The 16267-nt window shown below is 65.2% G+C and carries 14 protein-coding genes; 6 read left to right on the top strand and 8 right to left on the bottom strand.

What is annotated here, in order from left to right; all coding sequences use genetic code 11:
• Positions 1-128 precede the first annotated feature (128 nt).
• Positions 129-695, bottom strand: coding sequence for an RNA 2',3'-cyclic phosphodiesterase (gene thpR / locus CGLAUT_RS00300; protein ID WP_095660944.1), 567 nt, complete (start codon positions 693-695; stop codon positions 129-131).
• A 25-nt stretch (positions 696-720) separates the two neighbouring features.
• On the opposite strand from thpR, the gene CGLAUT_RS00295 reads away from it, so the two are divergent.
• Positions 721-3039 carry an ATP-dependent helicase C-terminal domain-containing protein gene (locus CGLAUT_RS00295; RefSeq protein WP_290185597.1) on the top strand — a complete coding sequence of 773 codons (2319 nt, stop codon included), beginning with the start codon at positions 721-723 and terminating at the stop codon, positions 3037-3039.
• Positions 3040-3087: 48 nt separating this feature from the next.
• The gene (locus tag CGLAUT_RS00290) at positions 3088-4545 is read left to right on the top strand and encodes an amino acid permease (RefSeq protein ID WP_290185595.1); all 1458 of its coding nucleotides are present in this window, start codon (positions 3088-3090) and stop codon (positions 4543-4545) included.
• Between the two features lie 5 nt (positions 4546-4550).
• Here CGLAUT_RS00290 and CGLAUT_RS00285 read toward each other — a convergent pair whose 3' ends face one another.
• Complete coding sequence (locus CGLAUT_RS00285) at positions 4551-5309, bottom strand: TSUP family transporter (RefSeq protein WP_232507132.1); 759 nt, start codon at positions 5307-5309, stop codon at positions 4551-4553.
• Between the two features lie 25 nt (positions 5310-5334).
• On the opposite strand from CGLAUT_RS00285, the gene CGLAUT_RS00280 reads away from it, so the two are divergent.
• On the top strand, positions 5335-6354 hold the full coding sequence (locus tag CGLAUT_RS00280) for an AbrB family transcriptional regulator (protein WP_290185593.1): 1020 nt from the start codon (positions 5335-5337) through the stop codon (positions 6352-6354).
• Between the two features lie 23 nt (positions 6355-6377).
• Here the strand turns inward: CGLAUT_RS00280 and CGLAUT_RS00275 are convergent, their stop codons facing one another.
• A complete protein-coding gene (locus CGLAUT_RS00275; RefSeq protein WP_290185591.1) occupies positions 6378-8045 on the bottom strand; it encodes a DUF885 domain-containing protein in 1668 nt (555 codons plus the stop codon).
• A 142-nt stretch (positions 8046-8187) separates the two neighbouring features.
• Here CGLAUT_RS00275 and CGLAUT_RS00270 point away from each other — a divergent pair, with 142 nt between their 5' ends.
• Complete coding sequence (locus CGLAUT_RS00270) at positions 8188-9249, top strand: ROK family protein (RefSeq protein WP_290185589.1); 1062 nt, start codon at positions 8188-8190, stop codon at positions 9247-9249.
• On the opposite strand, the gene CGLAUT_RS00265 is transcribed toward CGLAUT_RS00270, so the two are convergent.
• Positions 9205-9729, bottom strand: coding sequence for a gamma carbonic anhydrase family protein (locus tag CGLAUT_RS00265; protein WP_095658970.1), 525 nt, complete (start codon positions 9727-9729; stop codon positions 9205-9207). The genes CGLAUT_RS00270 and CGLAUT_RS00265 overlap by 45 nt on opposite strands.
• A gap of 146 nt (positions 9730-9875) precedes the next feature.
• On the opposite strand from CGLAUT_RS00265, the gene CGLAUT_RS00260 reads away from it, so the two are divergent.
• The gene (locus CGLAUT_RS00260) at positions 9876-11207 is read left to right on the top strand and encodes a dicarboxylate/amino acid:cation symporter (RefSeq protein ID WP_290185587.1); all 1332 of its coding nucleotides are present in this window, start codon (positions 9876-9878) and stop codon (positions 11205-11207) included.
• Here CGLAUT_RS00260 and CGLAUT_RS00255 read toward each other — a convergent pair.
• Genes CGLAUT_RS00255 through amn form a run of 3 tightly spaced genes read right to left on the bottom strand, consistent with a single transcriptional unit; the run spans position 11204 to position 14725 of the window.
• Positions 11204-12313, bottom strand: a complete 1110-nt coding sequence (locus CGLAUT_RS00255) for a glycosyltransferase 87 family protein (protein WP_290185585.1) — start codon at positions 12311-12313, stop codon at positions 11204-11206. The two genes, CGLAUT_RS00260 and CGLAUT_RS00255, sit on opposite strands and share 4 nt — an antisense overlap.
• On the bottom strand, positions 12310-13281 hold the full coding sequence (locus CGLAUT_RS00250) for a Sir2 family NAD-dependent protein deacetylase (protein ID WP_290185583.1): 972 nt from the start codon (positions 13279-13281) through the stop codon (positions 12310-12312). Before CGLAUT_RS00250 ends, CGLAUT_RS00255 begins: the two co-directional genes overlap by 4 nt.
• Positions 13282-13330: 49 nt before the next feature.
• Entirely contained in the window at positions 13331-14725 is a 1395-nt protein-coding gene (gene amn, locus CGLAUT_RS00245) for an AMP nucleosidase (RefSeq protein ID WP_290185581.1), read from the bottom strand.
• A gap of 20 nt (positions 14726-14745) precedes the next feature.
• On the opposite strand from amn, the gene CGLAUT_RS00240 reads away from it, so the two are divergent.
• Entirely contained in the window at positions 14746-15522 is a 777-nt protein-coding gene (locus tag CGLAUT_RS00240; RefSeq protein WP_290185578.1) for a serine hydrolase, read from the top strand.
• A gap of 68 nt (positions 15523-15590) precedes the next feature.
• Here the strand turns inward: CGLAUT_RS00240 and CGLAUT_RS00235 are convergent, their stop codons facing one another.
• Positions 15591-16229, bottom strand: a complete 639-nt coding sequence (locus CGLAUT_RS00235) for a TetR/AcrR family transcriptional regulator (protein ID WP_343898724.1) — start codon at positions 16227-16229, stop codon at positions 15591-15593.
• Positions 16230-16267: the final 38 nt, after the last annotated feature.

Below are 16267 nucleotides of genomic sequence, written 5' to 3'. Positions count from 1 at the left end.
CGCTTTGCATAGGCCTGCTTTATGACGTCGTACAACGCGCCTCCGTCAACTCCACAAAGAATGTGCCAATGGTCTTGACTTCTAGAAAGTCTAACTCACAACGCGAGGTACGGGAGCACAACCAAGCCCTAGCTCGCCTGCCGGCGCGCCGGGCCGCGCAGGTAGAACGTGTCCACGACCTCGTACTTCGGCCCGCCGGAGCGGCCTTTGCCCAGGTGCGACTCCATCAGGTGCACCTCGTCGGCGATGAATTTCGGCCCGGAGTACACGCTGAGCGCATGCGCGTGGTCGTCGAGAAGCCAAAAATCGCGCGTCCGGGTTCCGGTACGCGCGACGGTGAGGTGGGCCCTTTGGCGGCCTCGCTGATCTGGTTCGATCATGGAGTCTGCCATCAGCTCGCGAAGCCCCACCTTGTCGCCGCCAACGCCGATCCAGAGCGTCCGCCGGTCGAAGCACCCGGCTCCGCGAAGTTGCAGGTCAAGCGCCGGGGCCCAGGCCGTCGCTGCGGCGAGCGTGTCCGTGACCAACGCCGCGTCGTTCGGCTGCGATCCGTAGAACGCGAGCGTGATGTGCCAGTTATCCGGGTCCGTCCAGCGGGACTCGGTGCCGAAGCTCTCGCGGATCGGTCGCAACGCTGTGACCAGGTGCTCGCGTACTTCGGCGGGTGGGACGATTGCAGCGAACAGGCGTCTCATGCCCATAAAGGTACCCTGGGAGCCCATGTTTAACCTGGAACGAATCGGGGCCGGTTTGCCGGTCGCGTCGGTCATCGGCGAGCTGCCAGACACCGGCCCCCTGGTCGTCGAGGCCCCACCCGGCACCGGCAAAACCACCCTCGTTCCCCCGGCCGTTGCCAACAAGGTCGGAAAAACACTGGTCACCGCACCGCGCAGGGTTGCAGTTCGCGCAGCGGCTCGCAGGTTGCAAAAGCTTTCGCTTGACGACGCCTCGTTACCTCCCGCAGCAGTCGGCTACGCCATCCGCGGTGAGCATGAGCGCGGTGAGCTGGTCGAGTTTGTCACCCCCGGCGTGCTGCTCAACCGCCTGCTTCGCGACCCCGGGCTGGAGGGCATCAACGCCGTCATCATCGATGAGGTGCATGAACGCCAACTCGACACCGATCTGGTGCTGGCCATGTGCATGGAGGTGGCGATCCTGCGCGACGATTTCTACCTCGCCGCGATGTCCGCGACACTGGACGCGGCTGCCTTTGCCGAGCACATGGGCGCGCAGATCCTTTCCACCCGCGCCGAGACGCATCCCCTTGAGGTGCAGTACGCCCCGCACTCGGGCCGTCTCGAGGGCACGCGCGAGTTCTATCGCCATGTCGCCGGGCTGGCATCGGAAGCTCTTCAGGACGATGGCCGCACGCTCGTGTTTGTGCCCGGCGCGCGCGAGGTCGACATGGTGGTCGAGTTCCTGCGCGCGAACGGCCGCGAGGCCACCCGTTTGCACGGGCGGTTGAGCAGCGCGGAACAAGACGAGGCGCTAAACGGCGATGCCTCGGTGGTCGTGGCCACTGCGGTGGCGGAGTCCTCCATCACGGTGCCGGGTGTGCGCTGCGTGGTCGACGCTGGCCTGTCGCGCGAGCCGCGCCGCGACGCCCGGGGCATGACCGGTCTGGTCACCGTCTCCGAATCCAAGGCGAGCGCGAACCAGCGCGCCGGCCGTGCCGCGCGCCTCGGGCCGGGCGCGGTCATCCGCGCATTCACCGAGCCGGACTACCAGCACTTCCGCGAAGATGCCGCCCCCGAAATCGCCACCTCCGACCTCACCGGTGCCGCTCTAGCGATGCACGCCTGGGGCTCGCCCGACCTGCCGCTGCTCACCGCTCCGCCGGCCGCCGCATTCCGCGAGGCGGAAAATCTGCTCGAACTACTCGGCGCAATAGAAGGCACCGGCACCGGCGACACCGCGACGATCACCGACTTCGGCCGCCAGCTCGCCCGCCTCCCCCTCGACCCACGCCTCGGCGCGGCGCTCCTCAGCCTCGGTGCCGGCGCCGCGCCGACGGTCGCGGCCATCGCCGAAGGCATCAGCGGCGACCTTACCCGCGCGCAACCCCCGAAGCGTCAGGTGGAGCGCCTGGCCAAGCTCGCACCCGCTGGCCCGCCGGTGCCGGCAGGCGATGTGGTCGGGGCGGCGTTTCCGCAGTGGGTGGCCAAACGCACCGGCGAAGACTACCTGCTAGCCAGCGGCACCCGCGCCCGCCTCGGCGCAGAGCTGGCCGGAACCATGGGCAGCCCGGAGTGGCTCGCCGCGGCCGAGATCCAGCGCACCAACACCGGTTCAAGCTCCGGCTCAAGCTCCGGCGCCATCATCCGCACCGCCGCGGCGACCACGCTGCCCGAGGACCGCGTCACCGAGGAGTACCGCGCCACCCTCGTCGACGGCCGAGTCCAAGGGCGCAAGGTCAAAGCGGTGGGCGCGATTGAACTGTCCTCCACACCCGTGCAGCTCACCGCCGACCAGGCCATGGAAGCCCTCACCGATCTCAGCTTCGAGCACTTCACACTTGATGACGCCGCGCAGCAGCTCAAGCACCGCCTCGACTTCCTCCACGCCACTCTCGGCGACCCATGGCCGGACGTGACCCAGGGTGATTACGGTGTGGAGATCGGGGAGGTTGCCAAGGGGGCGTCGATAAGCAATGTGGACATGAAAACCGCAATGCTTCGCAACCTTCCTTGGCCCGAGGCTGCGAAACTTGATGAGCTCGCGCCGCAGCGACTGGAGGTGCCCAGCGGCTCGCACCCGCGGGTGGATTATGCAAGCGGGCGGCCGGTGGTGCGTGTCAAGCTGCAAGAATGCTTCGGGCTGGCGCACTCGCCGGTGGTGGCCGGGGTGCGGGTGCAGTTCCACCTGCTGTCGCCTGCCGGGCGCGAGCTGGCCGTGACCGATGACCTGGAGAGTTTCTGGAACGGCCCGTACGCCCAGGTGCGCAAGGAAATGCGCGGGCGCTACCCGAAGCATCCGTGGCCTTTAGACCCGTGGAGCGCGACTGCGACGGCGAAGACCAAGGCTCGCATGGGAAAATAGTTGGCCATTTTAGGAAAGGTGGGCCTGCACCAAGTAATGTAACCCATCATGACCACTGCTCTTTCGACTGCGCAGAAGACGCACACCGTGACGATGTGGACGCTGGTGTCCCTCATCATCGGCTCCACCGTCGGCTCCGGCATCTTCGCGCTGCCGCAAAACATCGGCTCGGTGGCCGGGCCCGGCGCGATGCTCACCGGATGGCTCATCGCAGGTGTGGGCATGCTCTCCATCGCGTTCGTGTTCCAGATCCTGGCGCAGCGCAAGCCGCACTTGGATTCTGGCGTGTACTCCTACGTGCGCGCTGGGCTGGGCGATTTCATCGGGTTCACCTCGGGGCTGGGCTACTGGCTCGGCTCGGTGATGGCGCAGGTGGGCTACGCCACGTTGTTCTTTGGCGCGCTGGGCTACTACTTCCCGGTGTTCAAAAATCAGTGGGTGCTGGCGGTGGCGGTGTCGGCGCTGACGTGGCTGATCTTCGCGGCGCTAACGCGCGGCGTGAAACAGGCCGCGGTGATGAACCTCGTGGTCACGGTGGCGAAGATCCTGCCGATCCTTTCCTTCATCGTGCTGGTGGCGTTCCTCGGGTTCTCGTGGGACAGGTTCACCCTGGATTTCTGGGGGGAGTCGACCGGGTCCTCGTTCTCCAAACAGCTGCAGGGCATCATGCTGTACACGGTGTGGGTGTTCATCGGTATCGAGGGCGCCTCCGTGTACTCGAAGCAGGCGCGCAAGCGTACCGACGTTGGGCGTGCCACCATCATCGGCTTCCTCTCGGTGCTGGCAATGCTGGTCGCGGTGTCGACGCTGTCCTTCGGCGTGCTCACCCAGGAAGAGCTCGCGGCGTTGCCGGATAACTCCATGGGCGCAGTGCTCGAGGCCGTGGTCGGGCCGTGGGGCGGCGTGTTCATCTCCATCGGCGTGTGCCTTTCGGTGCTTGGCGCGTACGTGTCCTGGCAGATGCTCTGCGCCGAGCCGATCGTGCTCATGGCCCGCGACGGCCTGCTGCCGGCGGTGCTGGGACGTGTGAACCGCGCCGGTGCGCCGTTCGCCGCACAGCTAGTGTCCACCGTGGTCATCCAGTTCTTCGTGATCGTCTTTTTCGCGTCTGAGACCTCCTACAACGCGATGGTGCAGCTGGCCACCATCATGTACCTGTTGCCATACATTTTCTCGGCGCTCTATTTGGTCATCTTGTGCCTGCGACCGGAGGACGATCCGACGAAGGGCGAGGTGCGCCCCGGGACTAGCGAGAATCGCCGCCACTTAGTTGTTGGCGTGGTCGCCTTTATCTACTCGCTGTGGCTGATCTACGCTGCCGATCCGGTGTTTGTGCTCTTCGGCGCGCTGGCGGTGCTGCCGGGATTGGTTCCGTACGTGTGGACGAAGCGCGCTCGCGGCGAGCGGCTGTTCAACACCTTCGAGTGGTTCGTCGTCGCGCTCGTGGTTGTGGGTGCCGTGATCGCGTTGGTCGGTCTGCTTAACGGGACGCTGGTGCTGGGGTAGGCGGGTTAGAAGAACTCGTCGATAAGCAACTTGGTGCAGAGCACGACGACGAGGCCGAGCAGCGCATACCGGACCAGCTGAGAGCCACCCTTGAGCACCGTGCGGGCGCCGAGCTGCGCGCCGGCGACATTGGCGACGGCGAGCGTGAGCGCGAGGGGCCAGTGGACGTAGCCGCCGATGATGAACACGGTGAGCGCGCCGAGGTTGGTGGCGGTGTTGACCACTTTCGCCATCGCGGAGGACTCGAGGAAGCTCTGGGTGAAGATGGCCGTGAACGCCATGATGAGGAACATGCCGGTGCCGGGGCCGAAGATGCCGTCGTAAAACCCGATGGCGGCGGCGGCCGCGAGGGCGAGGATCGTGCGCGCGGGTGTGACGGTGCGGGTGCGTTCGCCGGCGCCGAATTGGGGGCGCAGCGCGACGAACGCGCCGACGGCTAAGAGCAGGACGATGATGGCGGGGCGGACGATGTCGTCCGAAATCAAGGCCACTGCGGTGGCGCCGCCAGCGGAGGCTGCAAATGCGGCGACCGCGAACGCCCAGGTCGCGCGTGGAATGCCGACGCGGCGCGCGAGTGTGATTGCCGCAGACGCGGTGCCGGTGACCGCGGCGACTTTGTTCGTCGCCAGCACGGCGGCAGCCGGCATGCCAGTGGTGCTCATCAGCACCGGGATGAGCACGAGACCCCCGCCACCGATCACCGCGTCGATCCACCCCGCGAACGCCGCTGCGACGATGGCGATAAGCAGCGTAGCGAGGTCCATTTCAGAAAGACTACTATGACAGCCCATGAACCGATGGCTCATCGCTGCACCTACGTCAGTGATCCTCGGTGCCTTATTTTCCTGGCTGCACGTGCCGGCGGCGTGGATTCTGGGCGGCATTATCGGCTCGGGTGCGGTGGCGTTGGCAAGCGGCCGTGATCTGCCGCTAAACAAGCACCTGTTCAACTTCGCCCGCGGTGCGATCGGTGTTTTGGCCGCGTTGCCGCTGCTCGGCGTGCCGCTTGGGCAAATTCTCCCGTTCCTCATTCCGGCACTGGTGGCAGCGGCGGCGGCGCTGGCGATGGCGTTCGGGGGCGGGATGGTGCTGGCCAATCACGGGGTCTCGCGCGAAACCGGGATCTTGTCGCTGCTGCCCGGTGGGGCGTCAGTCATGCCGGCCATTGCCGACGAAGTGGGCGCGGACATGCGCTACGTCGCCCTGAGCCAGTACCTGCGCTTGCTCATCGTCTCCATTACGTTGCCATTGGTTTCCGCCGTGCTCGACGCGCCGGCAGCCGGGCCGATCCAGGCTGTACAAGCCGACTGGTGGATGTGGCTGCTGGTTCCCGCGCTCATCGTCGTTGGCGTGCCGCTGGGCAAGCTACTGCACCTGCCGAATGCGTCAGTGTTCGGCCCGATGCTGACGACGGTCGCGGTAGGCAGTGTGCTGAACATTCCGATTGTCTCCCCACGACCGCTGAGCGTGGTGGCGTTTGTGGTACTCGGCTGGATGTGCGGCGGCGCGCTGTCGGTGCCTGCACTCAAGCAATTCAGTCGGCTCCTGCCGGCCACCCTTGCCTACATCGCAGCTCTGATGGCGGCGTGCGCGGGTCTGGGCTGGGTGATGTCGAAGTGGATGGGCATCACGTTCTACGAGGGATACCTCGCCACCAGCCCCGGCGCGCTTGAGACGGTGCTGGTGCTCTCCACAGAGGGTGGCGCGGGCCCGGCCGTGATCGCGATGCAGCTCGTCCGGCTGATCTGCGTGCTCATCTTCGCCGCATACCTGCCGGGGATTCTGAAGCGGATGCGGCGCGGGCGTTAGGCGACAGCCAAAGGCTGGGGCGCTTAGTGGTTGAGCACCTCGTTGGCCAGCATGTCCATCGGCATCGAGCCGAGGCGGAGCGCCTTGTCGTGGAAGCGGCGCAGATCCATACCCTCGGCGAGCGCTTTGTCGCGCAGGGTGAGCCAGTCGCGGTAACCGATCGCGTACGACGGCGCCTGTCCCGGCCAGCCCATGTAGCGGTCCAACTCGAAGGACAGGTTCGCCTCCATCATGGCGCAGTTATCGCGCAGGAAGGCCTTGGCGTACTGCGCATCCCACGTTCCGATGCCATCCGGGGTGGCTTTCTTCAGGTGCACGCCGACGTCGACAAGCACTCGTGCGAGCCGCAACCTGCGAGAATCCAGCAAGCCCATGCGGTAGCCCGGATCGTCGAAATAGCCGTGGTCGGCCATGAGGTGCTCGGCGTAGAGTGCCCAACCCTCGCCGTGGCCGGAGTTCCAGTACAGCGAGCGGCGCCACAGATTCAGGTCGCGGCGCTGCAGCAGCGTCGTAGCGATCTGCAGGTGATGGCCCGGCATGCCCTCGTGGAAGACCGTGGTCAGCTCCTGCCAGGTGTGGAAGACCTCCTGGCCCTCCGGCACGGACCACCACATGGTGCCTGGGCGCAACAGGTCGTCTGACGGCGGGGTGTAGAAGATCCCGCCGGAGCCGGCACCGTCGATGGCGCACTCGACGGGGGGCAGATCCTCAGGGACGGTGAGGTCCTTGCCGTTGAGTTCGCTGCGCACATCGTCATTGACGCTGCGCATCCACTCCATCAGCGCGTCGGTGCCGTGGACTTGGTAGCGCGGATCTTCGTTGAGCTGGCGGTACGCGCCCAGCACGTTGGTGTCCGAGCCGTAGAGTTTGTGGGCGAGCTGCACCTGCTCGTCGACGGTTTTTGCCAGTTCGTCCTTGGCCCAGTTGTACGCCTCGTCGAGGTCGATGCTGCGGCCCAGGAAAAACTCGGAGAACATCTCGTAGCGGTCGCGCCCCACGCCATCTTCATGGGTGGCCTGTGGGGAGAGCTCTGTGGAGAGCCAGTCGGCGAACTCTGAGAACGCTTGCTTCGCTTCCTCCACCACGGCCGATTCAGGCGGCAGGCCCTGGCGCTCGAGCAGGGAGCCGTCGTCCGCAAGCGCCTCGCACTGGCTAATCACGCCGTCGATCTGACGGTGCGAAGCGACATCGCCGGTCTGCGCAGCCTCGGCGAGCGATTCCGCGTAGCCGCGCAGCGCCGTGCGCACCTTGGACATGCGCGAGGCAATGTTGTCGAAGTCTTCCGGGGTGACCTTCGGCATCAGCGCGAACGAGTCGCGGATGGTCTGCACTGGGGAATCAATAATGTTCAGTCGGCGCAGGTATTCGCCGCGGTGGTGCAGGTCCAGCTCAAACGTCATCTGGTCGCGCAGGATTGCAGCGGTCAGGCGGTCGACATCGTCAAAATCATCTTCGTCATCGCACGCGTCGGTGGAGTCGTTGAGTGCCTCCACGTCCTGGACCAAGTCGCGGATGCGGTCCGCGACTGCGTCCCAGAACGCTGGGCTATAGTCCTGCAGCTCCCCGTCGTGGCCGTCGAGGCCGATCTGGGTGCCCACGGTGGGCACGAGTTCGACGAGGTCATAAACAAAGTCTTCGCAGGTTGCGTCCAGTAGCGAGGTTTCGCGTATGGCCGCGGAGAGTGAAGTCATGGCTAGGGATTCTAACCCACGGACCCAAAACCGCTGAACCGTTGCGAGCAGGCCCCATACGGCATACCAAGCGGTCTATTCTGCCTTGCTGGACACGTCAACGAATGGACAAGGCGGTCTACCTTAAGGTAGTACTTGCAACATGGCTTTCTCTCGACCCAGGTCGCCCGCCGCGAAGGCGTTACACCTTGTGCGCCTGGGCGAGCTGACGTCGAGAAGCGAGCTCATCGAAGCCACCGGGCTGTCGCAGCCGACGATCACCCGTGCGGTAACGGCCCTGGTCGAGGCCGGTTACGTTACCGAGCGCATGGACCTCGCCCGCTCGACGGGCCGCGGCCGCCCCACGGTGCCGCTCGAGTTGGCGGAGCCCCGGGCGGTGCACGCCGGGGTGTCTATTGGCACCGACTCCACCTACATCGGGCTGTTCGACCTCAAAGGCCACCTGCTGCGCAGCGTTGACCTCGAACTCTCCGTCGCCGCGCTGGATCAAGACGACTTCATCCAGCACATCATGGCTGGCCTGAACCGCCTTTCAGCGGGTCTGAACCGCCCGCTGGCCACCGTCGGCGTCACTGCCTCGGGCACTGTGACCGACTCCGGCAGCGTCACCGCGCCGAACCTCGGTTGGTACGACGTTGAGCTCGGCGCGCAGCTGCGCGAACAGTTCGCAGTCCCCGTGCAGGTCACCTCGGTGTCCGCGGCCATCGTCGGTTCCGAGATGCAATCCAGCACCGACCTCGCCATGCCCTCGGTGCTCGCGCTTTTCGCCGACGATTCCATCGCCGCGGCGGTGGGCACCGATGAGGAAGTCGCTCCGATCGAAGTGGTCCGCGAGGATTTGACCACCCAGGGGCTCCTAGAGCAGATCAACGAGCCGTCGATACGCACCCTGCGCCAAGCGGTGACCGACACGACCGTGCAGCACGTTTCGCGCGAGGCCCTCGACCGCCGTGCGCGCGGTTTGGGCGAGCTGGTCGGCGAGCTGTGCGAAGCCCACGAACCTGCAACCGTGGTCATTGCGGGCAGCGCGTTCATCGATGATCCGCTCGCCCCCGCCCCCTTCGCGCAGGCTGTGCGCGAGACGTTCAGGGCGAAGGTGGACCTGCGCATGCTGCCCACCCACCGCGAGATGGTGCGCGACATCGCGCGCGCCGTGGCGCTAGATCTTGTGCTCGCGGATCCCGTCGCGATGGCGCCCAGCTAGCTTCACGTACTGCGCGGCGTGGGAAACGCGATCCGCCCGGGTCGCCGGATCCAGCTCCCGCTTCACTTTCGCCGGCACCCCCGCGGCGAGAGAAAACGCCGGAATCTCCTGCCCCTCGAGCACCACCGCTCCCCCAGCGATGATCGTGCCCTCGCCCACTACAGAGCGCGACAGCACCGTCGAGCCCATCCCAATCAAGCACGCTGGGCCCACCGTGCACGAATGCAGCAGCGCCAGGTGGCCGACGGAAACATCCTCTGCAAGCACCGTCTCGCCCCCGGTATCCACGTGCACCACGCAGCCGTCTTGAATGTTCGAGCGCGCGCCGATGACAATCCGGCCGACATCGCCGCGCAGCACCGCTCCCGGCCAAACGTTGACATCGGGCCCGAGCGTGACATCGCCGATGACCGTCGCGCTCGGAGCCACATACGCCGTCTCGTGGATGGTCGGGGCTTTGCCCTCAAAGGCATAAATCATGGGCCCAGCTTAAGGCTTTTTGCTTAACGACGGCACGCTTAAGACAGGTCGGTCTACTTCTAGATCTTGACGTTCTAGGAGAAAAGAGTAGGTTGTGCGCTAGTAATTTCACCTATATGAACTGATCTGTCTAGGAAAGAGCGATCATGCATCTCCCAAAGTGGGCCTCGAACTTCGGTGCCCAAGTCATCGCCGGTTTGATCATCGGCTTGATTCTCGGTTTCGTCGCCGCCGGAATGGGCGACGGTAACGCGCTCGCCGCCACGCTCGCGTGGGTGGGCTCGACCTACGTGCAGCTGCTGAAGCTGCTCATTCCGCCGCTAGTATTCACCGCGGTGGTGACCTCGGTCGCCAACCTGCGCAAGGTCACCAACGCAGCTCGTCTCGCGGTCCAAACCCTGGTTTGGTTCGCCATCACCGCGTTCTTCTCAGTGGTCATCGGCATTGTGGTTGGCCTGGTTGTGCGGCCGGGCATGAACTCCACCGTCGACGCCGCGAACGCCACCGAGCCCAGCTCGACCGGGTCGTGGATGGGCTTCCTCAACTCCGTCGTCCCGTCGAATTTCCTCGGCCTTAGCGCGAAAGTCGGCGACACCGGCGCAGTGAGCGTCTCCTTCAACGTGCTGCAGATCCTGGTGATCTCGCTGCTCGTTGGCGTTGCCGCCGTGAAGGCGGGCAAGGCGGCCGAGCCGTTTATCGAGTTCTCCGGCTCCCTGCTCAAGGTGATCCAAGAGGTGCTGTGGTGGATTATCCGCCTCGCACCGATTGGCACCGCGGCGCTGATCGGCAACGCCGTTGCCGCCTACGGATGGGAAGCGCTTGGCTCCCTGGGCAAGTTCGTGCTCGCGATCTACATCGGCCTCGGCCTAGTGCTCTTCGGCTTCTACCCCGCGCTACTCGCGCTCAACCGCATCCCGGTCGTGGGCTTCTTCAAGCGCGTGTGGCCGGTCACCACCCTGGGCTTTGCCACCCGCTCCTCGATGGGCGTGATGCCAGTGACGCAGCGCATCTCCGAAGAATCCCTCGGTGTCCCACGCGAGTACGCCGCGTTTGCGGTGCCGCTCGGCGCTACCACCAAGATGGACGGCTGCGCCTCGATTTACCCGGCCGTTGCTGCGATCTTCGTTGCCCAGTTCTACGGCATCCAGTTGGAGTTCACGGACTACCTGTTGATCGTGATCGTCTCCGTGCTCGGGTCGGCAGCAACTGCAGGTACCACGGGCGCCACCGTGATGCTCACCCTTACGTTGTCCACGCTGGGCCTGCCGCTGGCCGGTGTCGGCCTGCTGCTCGCGGTTGACCCGATCATCGACATGGGCCGCACCGCCCTCAACGTCACCGGCCAGGCACTAGTGGCCACGATCGTGTCCAAGCGCGAAGGCATCTGGGACAAGGAGGTCTGGGACAACGCTACGCCCGGCGGGGACGCCGAGTCCCCGGCCGAGCCCAAAGCGAAAGCAACTGTCGGAGCGCGCTAGGAGCGCTGCGCCAACGCGCCGAAGGCTTCGCGGGCAACAAACCACACCATGAACCCGATGGGCACCGCGGTGAAGAGCAGCTCCGGCACCATGAACAACCCGTACGACACATTCAGTGCTACGTACGGGAGCATGAACAGCGTGAGTGCGAGCACACCCCACCACCGGTAGATCACCACGCCGAACGGCACGATCCACACCCAGTGGTGATGCCACGAGAAGGGGCTGACGAGGCACGACGCCATCCCGATGAAGGCGACCGCTAGGGCAACCTCGTCCCGTCGTAAAGCAAAGTGCGCGGCCACTGCAGCCAGTACCGTGACTGCTACCGCGAGCGCGAGCCAAACCCCCGTGGAGTCAATGCCGAACTGACGCTCCAACACCTGGCGGATCGCCTGCGCACCCGGGTTATCGGCGGAGCCGACGCGGTCGGAGTTGAACATTGACTCCGTCCAGAAACGGCCGGCATCCTTGACCTCGGCAAAGCCCGTTGCAACCGTGCACAGAAACGTGAACGCCGCAACGAATACTGCGCCCCACTGGCGGCGCAGGGCAAACAGCAAGATGAAAAACGCCGGTGTGAGCTTGAACCCCGCGGCCAAGCCGGTACCCACGCCAGACCAGCGGTTCTTCGGCAGAAAATCCAGGCAGACCAGCGCCATGAGGAAGACATTGACCTGCCCGAAAAACAGCGTGGCGTGCACCGGCTCCGTACACACGACGAAGAACGCAGTCAGCAGGATTACCGGCGTAAATCCGGAACCTTTCCTCCCCGACTCCCACACCACCCAGGCCAGCACAATTATCGACGCCACGGTCCACGCGATCCCGAGCGCCGGGCGGGCCTCGCCGAACCACGAGAACACCACCCCGGCGAACGGCGGGTACGTGAACGGCAGCCCGGGCAAGAGGTCGCCGCCATAAAGCGGCAAACCCTCAGAGACGCGCTGGCCGCCAAGAAGATAGACCTGCAGATCTGTCGGTACTTCTTCAGCCAGGTGGTTCGCGAAAACATTTCCCAGCTCGTCGGCGTTGACCTGGTATCGCCACCACGCGAAGGCGAGGATAGCCACAAGACCCAGGGCATTGACGACGGCTGCGATCATAGGCCCAGCCCGTCGAGGACTTGATCCAGCGCGTCACCCACATTGGTGCGCCAGACAGTGTCCGCCTTGGTGTCCGCCCGGCCGGGTCCCCCGTTGATTACCGCGACCGGCTTGCCCTGGCGCTTGGCATCGAGCACGAACTTGTACCCGCTCATCACCGCCAGGCTCGTGCCAATCGCGATGACGGAGGTGGACTGCGCAAGCCAGCGGTCCGCCTCCGCGCGGCGGGACTTCGGCACGTTCTCGCCGAAGTAGACCACGTTCGGCTTCAACCGCGCACCGCCGCAGGCGGGGCAGGCGACCATTTCGAAGCGCTGCACATCGGCATCGCGCAGCTCCACGTCTCCGTCCGGGTTGATCATGGATCCTTCGACCCGCACCGATTCGAAGAAGTCGGGGTTGGCGGCGTCAAACAGGGCGTCGATAAGCGATCGCTCATGCAACGCGTGGCAGTCGAGGCACACCACATGGTCCATGTCCCCGTGCAACGCAATGACGTTCGCGGAACCGGCCTCGGTGTGCAGACCGTCGACGTTTTGGGTGACGATGCCGGTGGTCAGCCCGGCGCGCTCCAGCTCCACCAGGGCGAAGTGTGCGCGGTTCGGGTGCGCCGCCCGCATGAAGCGAATGCCGACAAAGGCGCGGGCCCAGTAGCGGCGCACCTGCTCCGGCGAGTGCGCGAACTCCTGGAACGTCATGGGGCGGCCCTTGGTCAGGCGGCCGTTCTTCGAGCGGTAATCCGGGATGCCCGATTCGGTGGACATGCCCGCGCCGGTGACAATCAGCACTTTGGGGTGTTCCAGCTGCGCAAGGACGTTGCGCTTCGCCTTCGACGGGTCCGTCGGCACCGCGGTTTCACAGACCACCCGCTCGATCGAGCGCACGGCGCTACGGTGCGCAATCGCGATCGCGGGGTCGTCGAACTGCGGCTGCGTCTGCGTCCTGTCCGGGGAGGTGTGCTGGGCCATCGTTTCGCAGGGTAGTGCGTTTGCGCCGGATTGCGCAGGATTGCCACTCCTAGCGGAACGGAACCTCGCCGATCGTGCGGCGCAGCTTGCGGGTGCGCAGCCGACGCGGATTCCTGGCTAGGCGCTCCATCGCGCGCACGGCGCACATCACGTGCGCCTCCTTCGAGTTGGAGTAAAACGCCTGCGCGCCTGCGGGCAGCTTCGGCACGGCGTGCAGCGGCAGGTCGGACACGGCGAGCAACGTGCCGTAGGGAACGCGGTAGCGGTATCCGTTGGCCGCGAGCGTGCAGGACTCCATGTCCACCGCCACCGCCGTGGAGCCGCGCAGCCAATCCCACAGGTCGCGCGGGGACTTCCACTCCCAGTTCCTATCCCCCGTCGACAGCACGGTGCCGGTGCGCATCAGCGACGTCTCATCGCCGTAGACCTTTTCCACCGCCTTCTCCAGCGTGCGCTGGATCTCGGGCACGGCGGGGATCGGCTGGTCACGGCCGATGTGCTCGTCCAACACATGGTCCCGACGCTCGTAGGCGTTGCCCAAGATCAGGTCGCCGATACGCATGCGCGCGTCCATGCCCGCACAGTGCCCGATCATGATCCACGCCTCCGGGCGCAGCACCGCCAGACAATCCGTAATCGTCTTCGCGTTCGACGGCCCAACACCAATGTTGATCATGGTGATGCCGTCGCCACCTTCGCAGACCAAGTCATAGCGCGGCATCTGGAACTTCGAGCCGAGCTCCAGGTCCTCCAGCGCAACGGTGTCCGACACCGTCTCGCCCGAGGGCAGCACCAGCCTGGTGTAGCGCGAATCCGGGTTGGAAAGCTCGCGCACCCCGAAGCGCACGAATTCGGTGACGTGCATGGCGTAGTTGGTGAACAGGATGTACTTCTGCAACGACTCCGGCGAAATGCCCGTGTAGTGCTCTAGGCGGGCCAGCGCCAGATCAAAACGCTGCGGCCCGAATTGGAACAGCGGTTTCTCTTCGCCGTGGAACGCGTCCCAGTGCCCGTCGACAATCGCATCGTCAACCTCGTCCAGCGTCGGGCGCGGCACGTGCGGGGTGTTGGAGCCGCGCACAGCCGACAGGTCGTCGATGCCGGTGATGTACTCCGGCGGGATGCACACGTCCGATTCCCCGACCCACACCTCGCACTCGTAGTTTGAGGTCAGCGCCTCGAGTTGAGCTAAGAGGTATGGGCGCATGAGGTCGGGGCGGGACAGCACCGCGGAGTAGACCCCGGCCTCGTCCACGTAGCCGAATGGCTCGGAGCGGTTGATCGGATGCCACGCTGTCACGCGCACTGAGAGCTTCGGGTAGACCACGCTGCTGTAGGACTCGTACTTTCCGCTTGCGATTGCGTCGCGCGCGCGACCACACGCGCCGTCGTAAAGCGAGATAAGTTCCTCGACTGCCTGGGCTGCTGTGTCCACCTGGTGCATAGACCCTAGAATACTGATCTGTGAATGCGAAACGGGTGGTGTCGATCGCGGTGCTGGCGGGGATACTCAGCGGATGCTCAACGCATGCTGAGCCGGAGCCGGTAGTGGTAGCGGAGACCAAACCACCAGTTGACGCGGGCATCGATACGCAAAAACTTGACCGCGAGATCGCCCGCATCGAACGGCAAACTTCGACCCGCCTGGGGCTTTCGCTTTACGACGGCACGTCCGAACTCAACTTCGGCTCAGTCCGGTCCCTGCCGGCGTGGTCGACGGTGAAAGTGCCTATCGCGTTCGCAGCCGAGGAGCACTGCGAATACGACGACGACTACATCGCGGACTTGATTGAATCCTCGATTGAAATCTCCGACAACGACGCGACCGACGCTTTGTGGTACTGCCTCGAGGCCGCAGGCGGCGCGCAGGAGCTGGTGCACGACGAGATAGGCGGGCGCGTGGACATCGCGTGGGGCCGCACGCCGTGGCCCTTTGCCGCGCAGGCGCGCTACGCCTACGGGCTTTCGCAGCGCCCGGACGTGAAGTCCAGCCAGGTCATCCGGCACATGCGCAACATTGCCGACGAGCAGGCGTGGGGCCTCGGCGAGTTGAACATTCCGATCAAGGGCGGCTGGGGCGACATTGACGAGGACGGCTCCTGGCAGTCGCGGCAGATGGGTTTCGGCGAGATTGACGGGCAGCTTTACGGCATCTCGGTTGGCGCGGTGAGCGAGGACGGCTCGTTCCAAGACACCATCGACGCGATTGATGCGCTGACCGAGATGCTCGCGCAGCTCTAGCGGCGCTAGCTGCTCTAGCGGCGTTAGCGGCGCTAGCTGCTCTAGCGGCGTTAGCGGCGGTTGCGGCACTAGTCGGTGACGGACTCGCCCATCGAGAACGCGCCGAGTGTGCGGCGCACGTCCTCGATGCGGCGCGCAACCTCGTCCGGCTCTGTGCCCTCGGAAAGTCCGCGGGCGAAGACCTCCTGCGTGCCGGCAGCAAGGAAATGCGCCGTATCATCCATCATCCCGGCATCGACGTCCACGTTCGCGGCTTTGAGGTGGACCTCTAGCTCAGTACGGATTGGGCCGTAGAGGATGTCCACCGCGAAGTGATTGAGCTTGCCTTGCGCGGCGGAATCCAGCAGCGTGCGCACGGTTGCTCCGTGCTCACCCATGCGAGCGAAAAGCTTGGTCACCTGCTCCGGGTAGGTGGTGTCCGGGGTGAACGTGGTGATGAACTCGGTGTAGGCGGGCTCAAAGATCGCCCGACCGGCAGCCAGCACCACCGCGTCTCGGTCGGTGAAGTGCTCGTAGAACACCTGGCGGCTGACCCCGGCGACGCGCACGATGGCGGTGACGGAGAGCTCGTTGGCCGGCTGCGTGGCCAGCAAGTCAATTGTGGCGCTGACCAGCGCTTCGCGGGTGCGAATTGCGCGCGGGTCAATGCTTGTTTCACGACGTGCGATAGGTACAGTCCTTCCGCGAAGAGAGGCTATATACGCCACCGAGTATGCAAATCACTGCAAATCATGCCATAGAGCCG

Origin of the sequence: Corynebacterium glaucum (genome assembly GCF_030408855.1) — a bacterium.
Classification (GTDB): domain Bacteria; phylum Actinomycetota; class Actinomycetes; order Mycobacteriales; family Mycobacteriaceae; genus Corynebacterium; species Corynebacterium glaucum.
The sequence above is the reverse complement of the archived record's forward strand: the minus strand, read 5'-3'. Positions and strand labels throughout refer to the sequence as shown.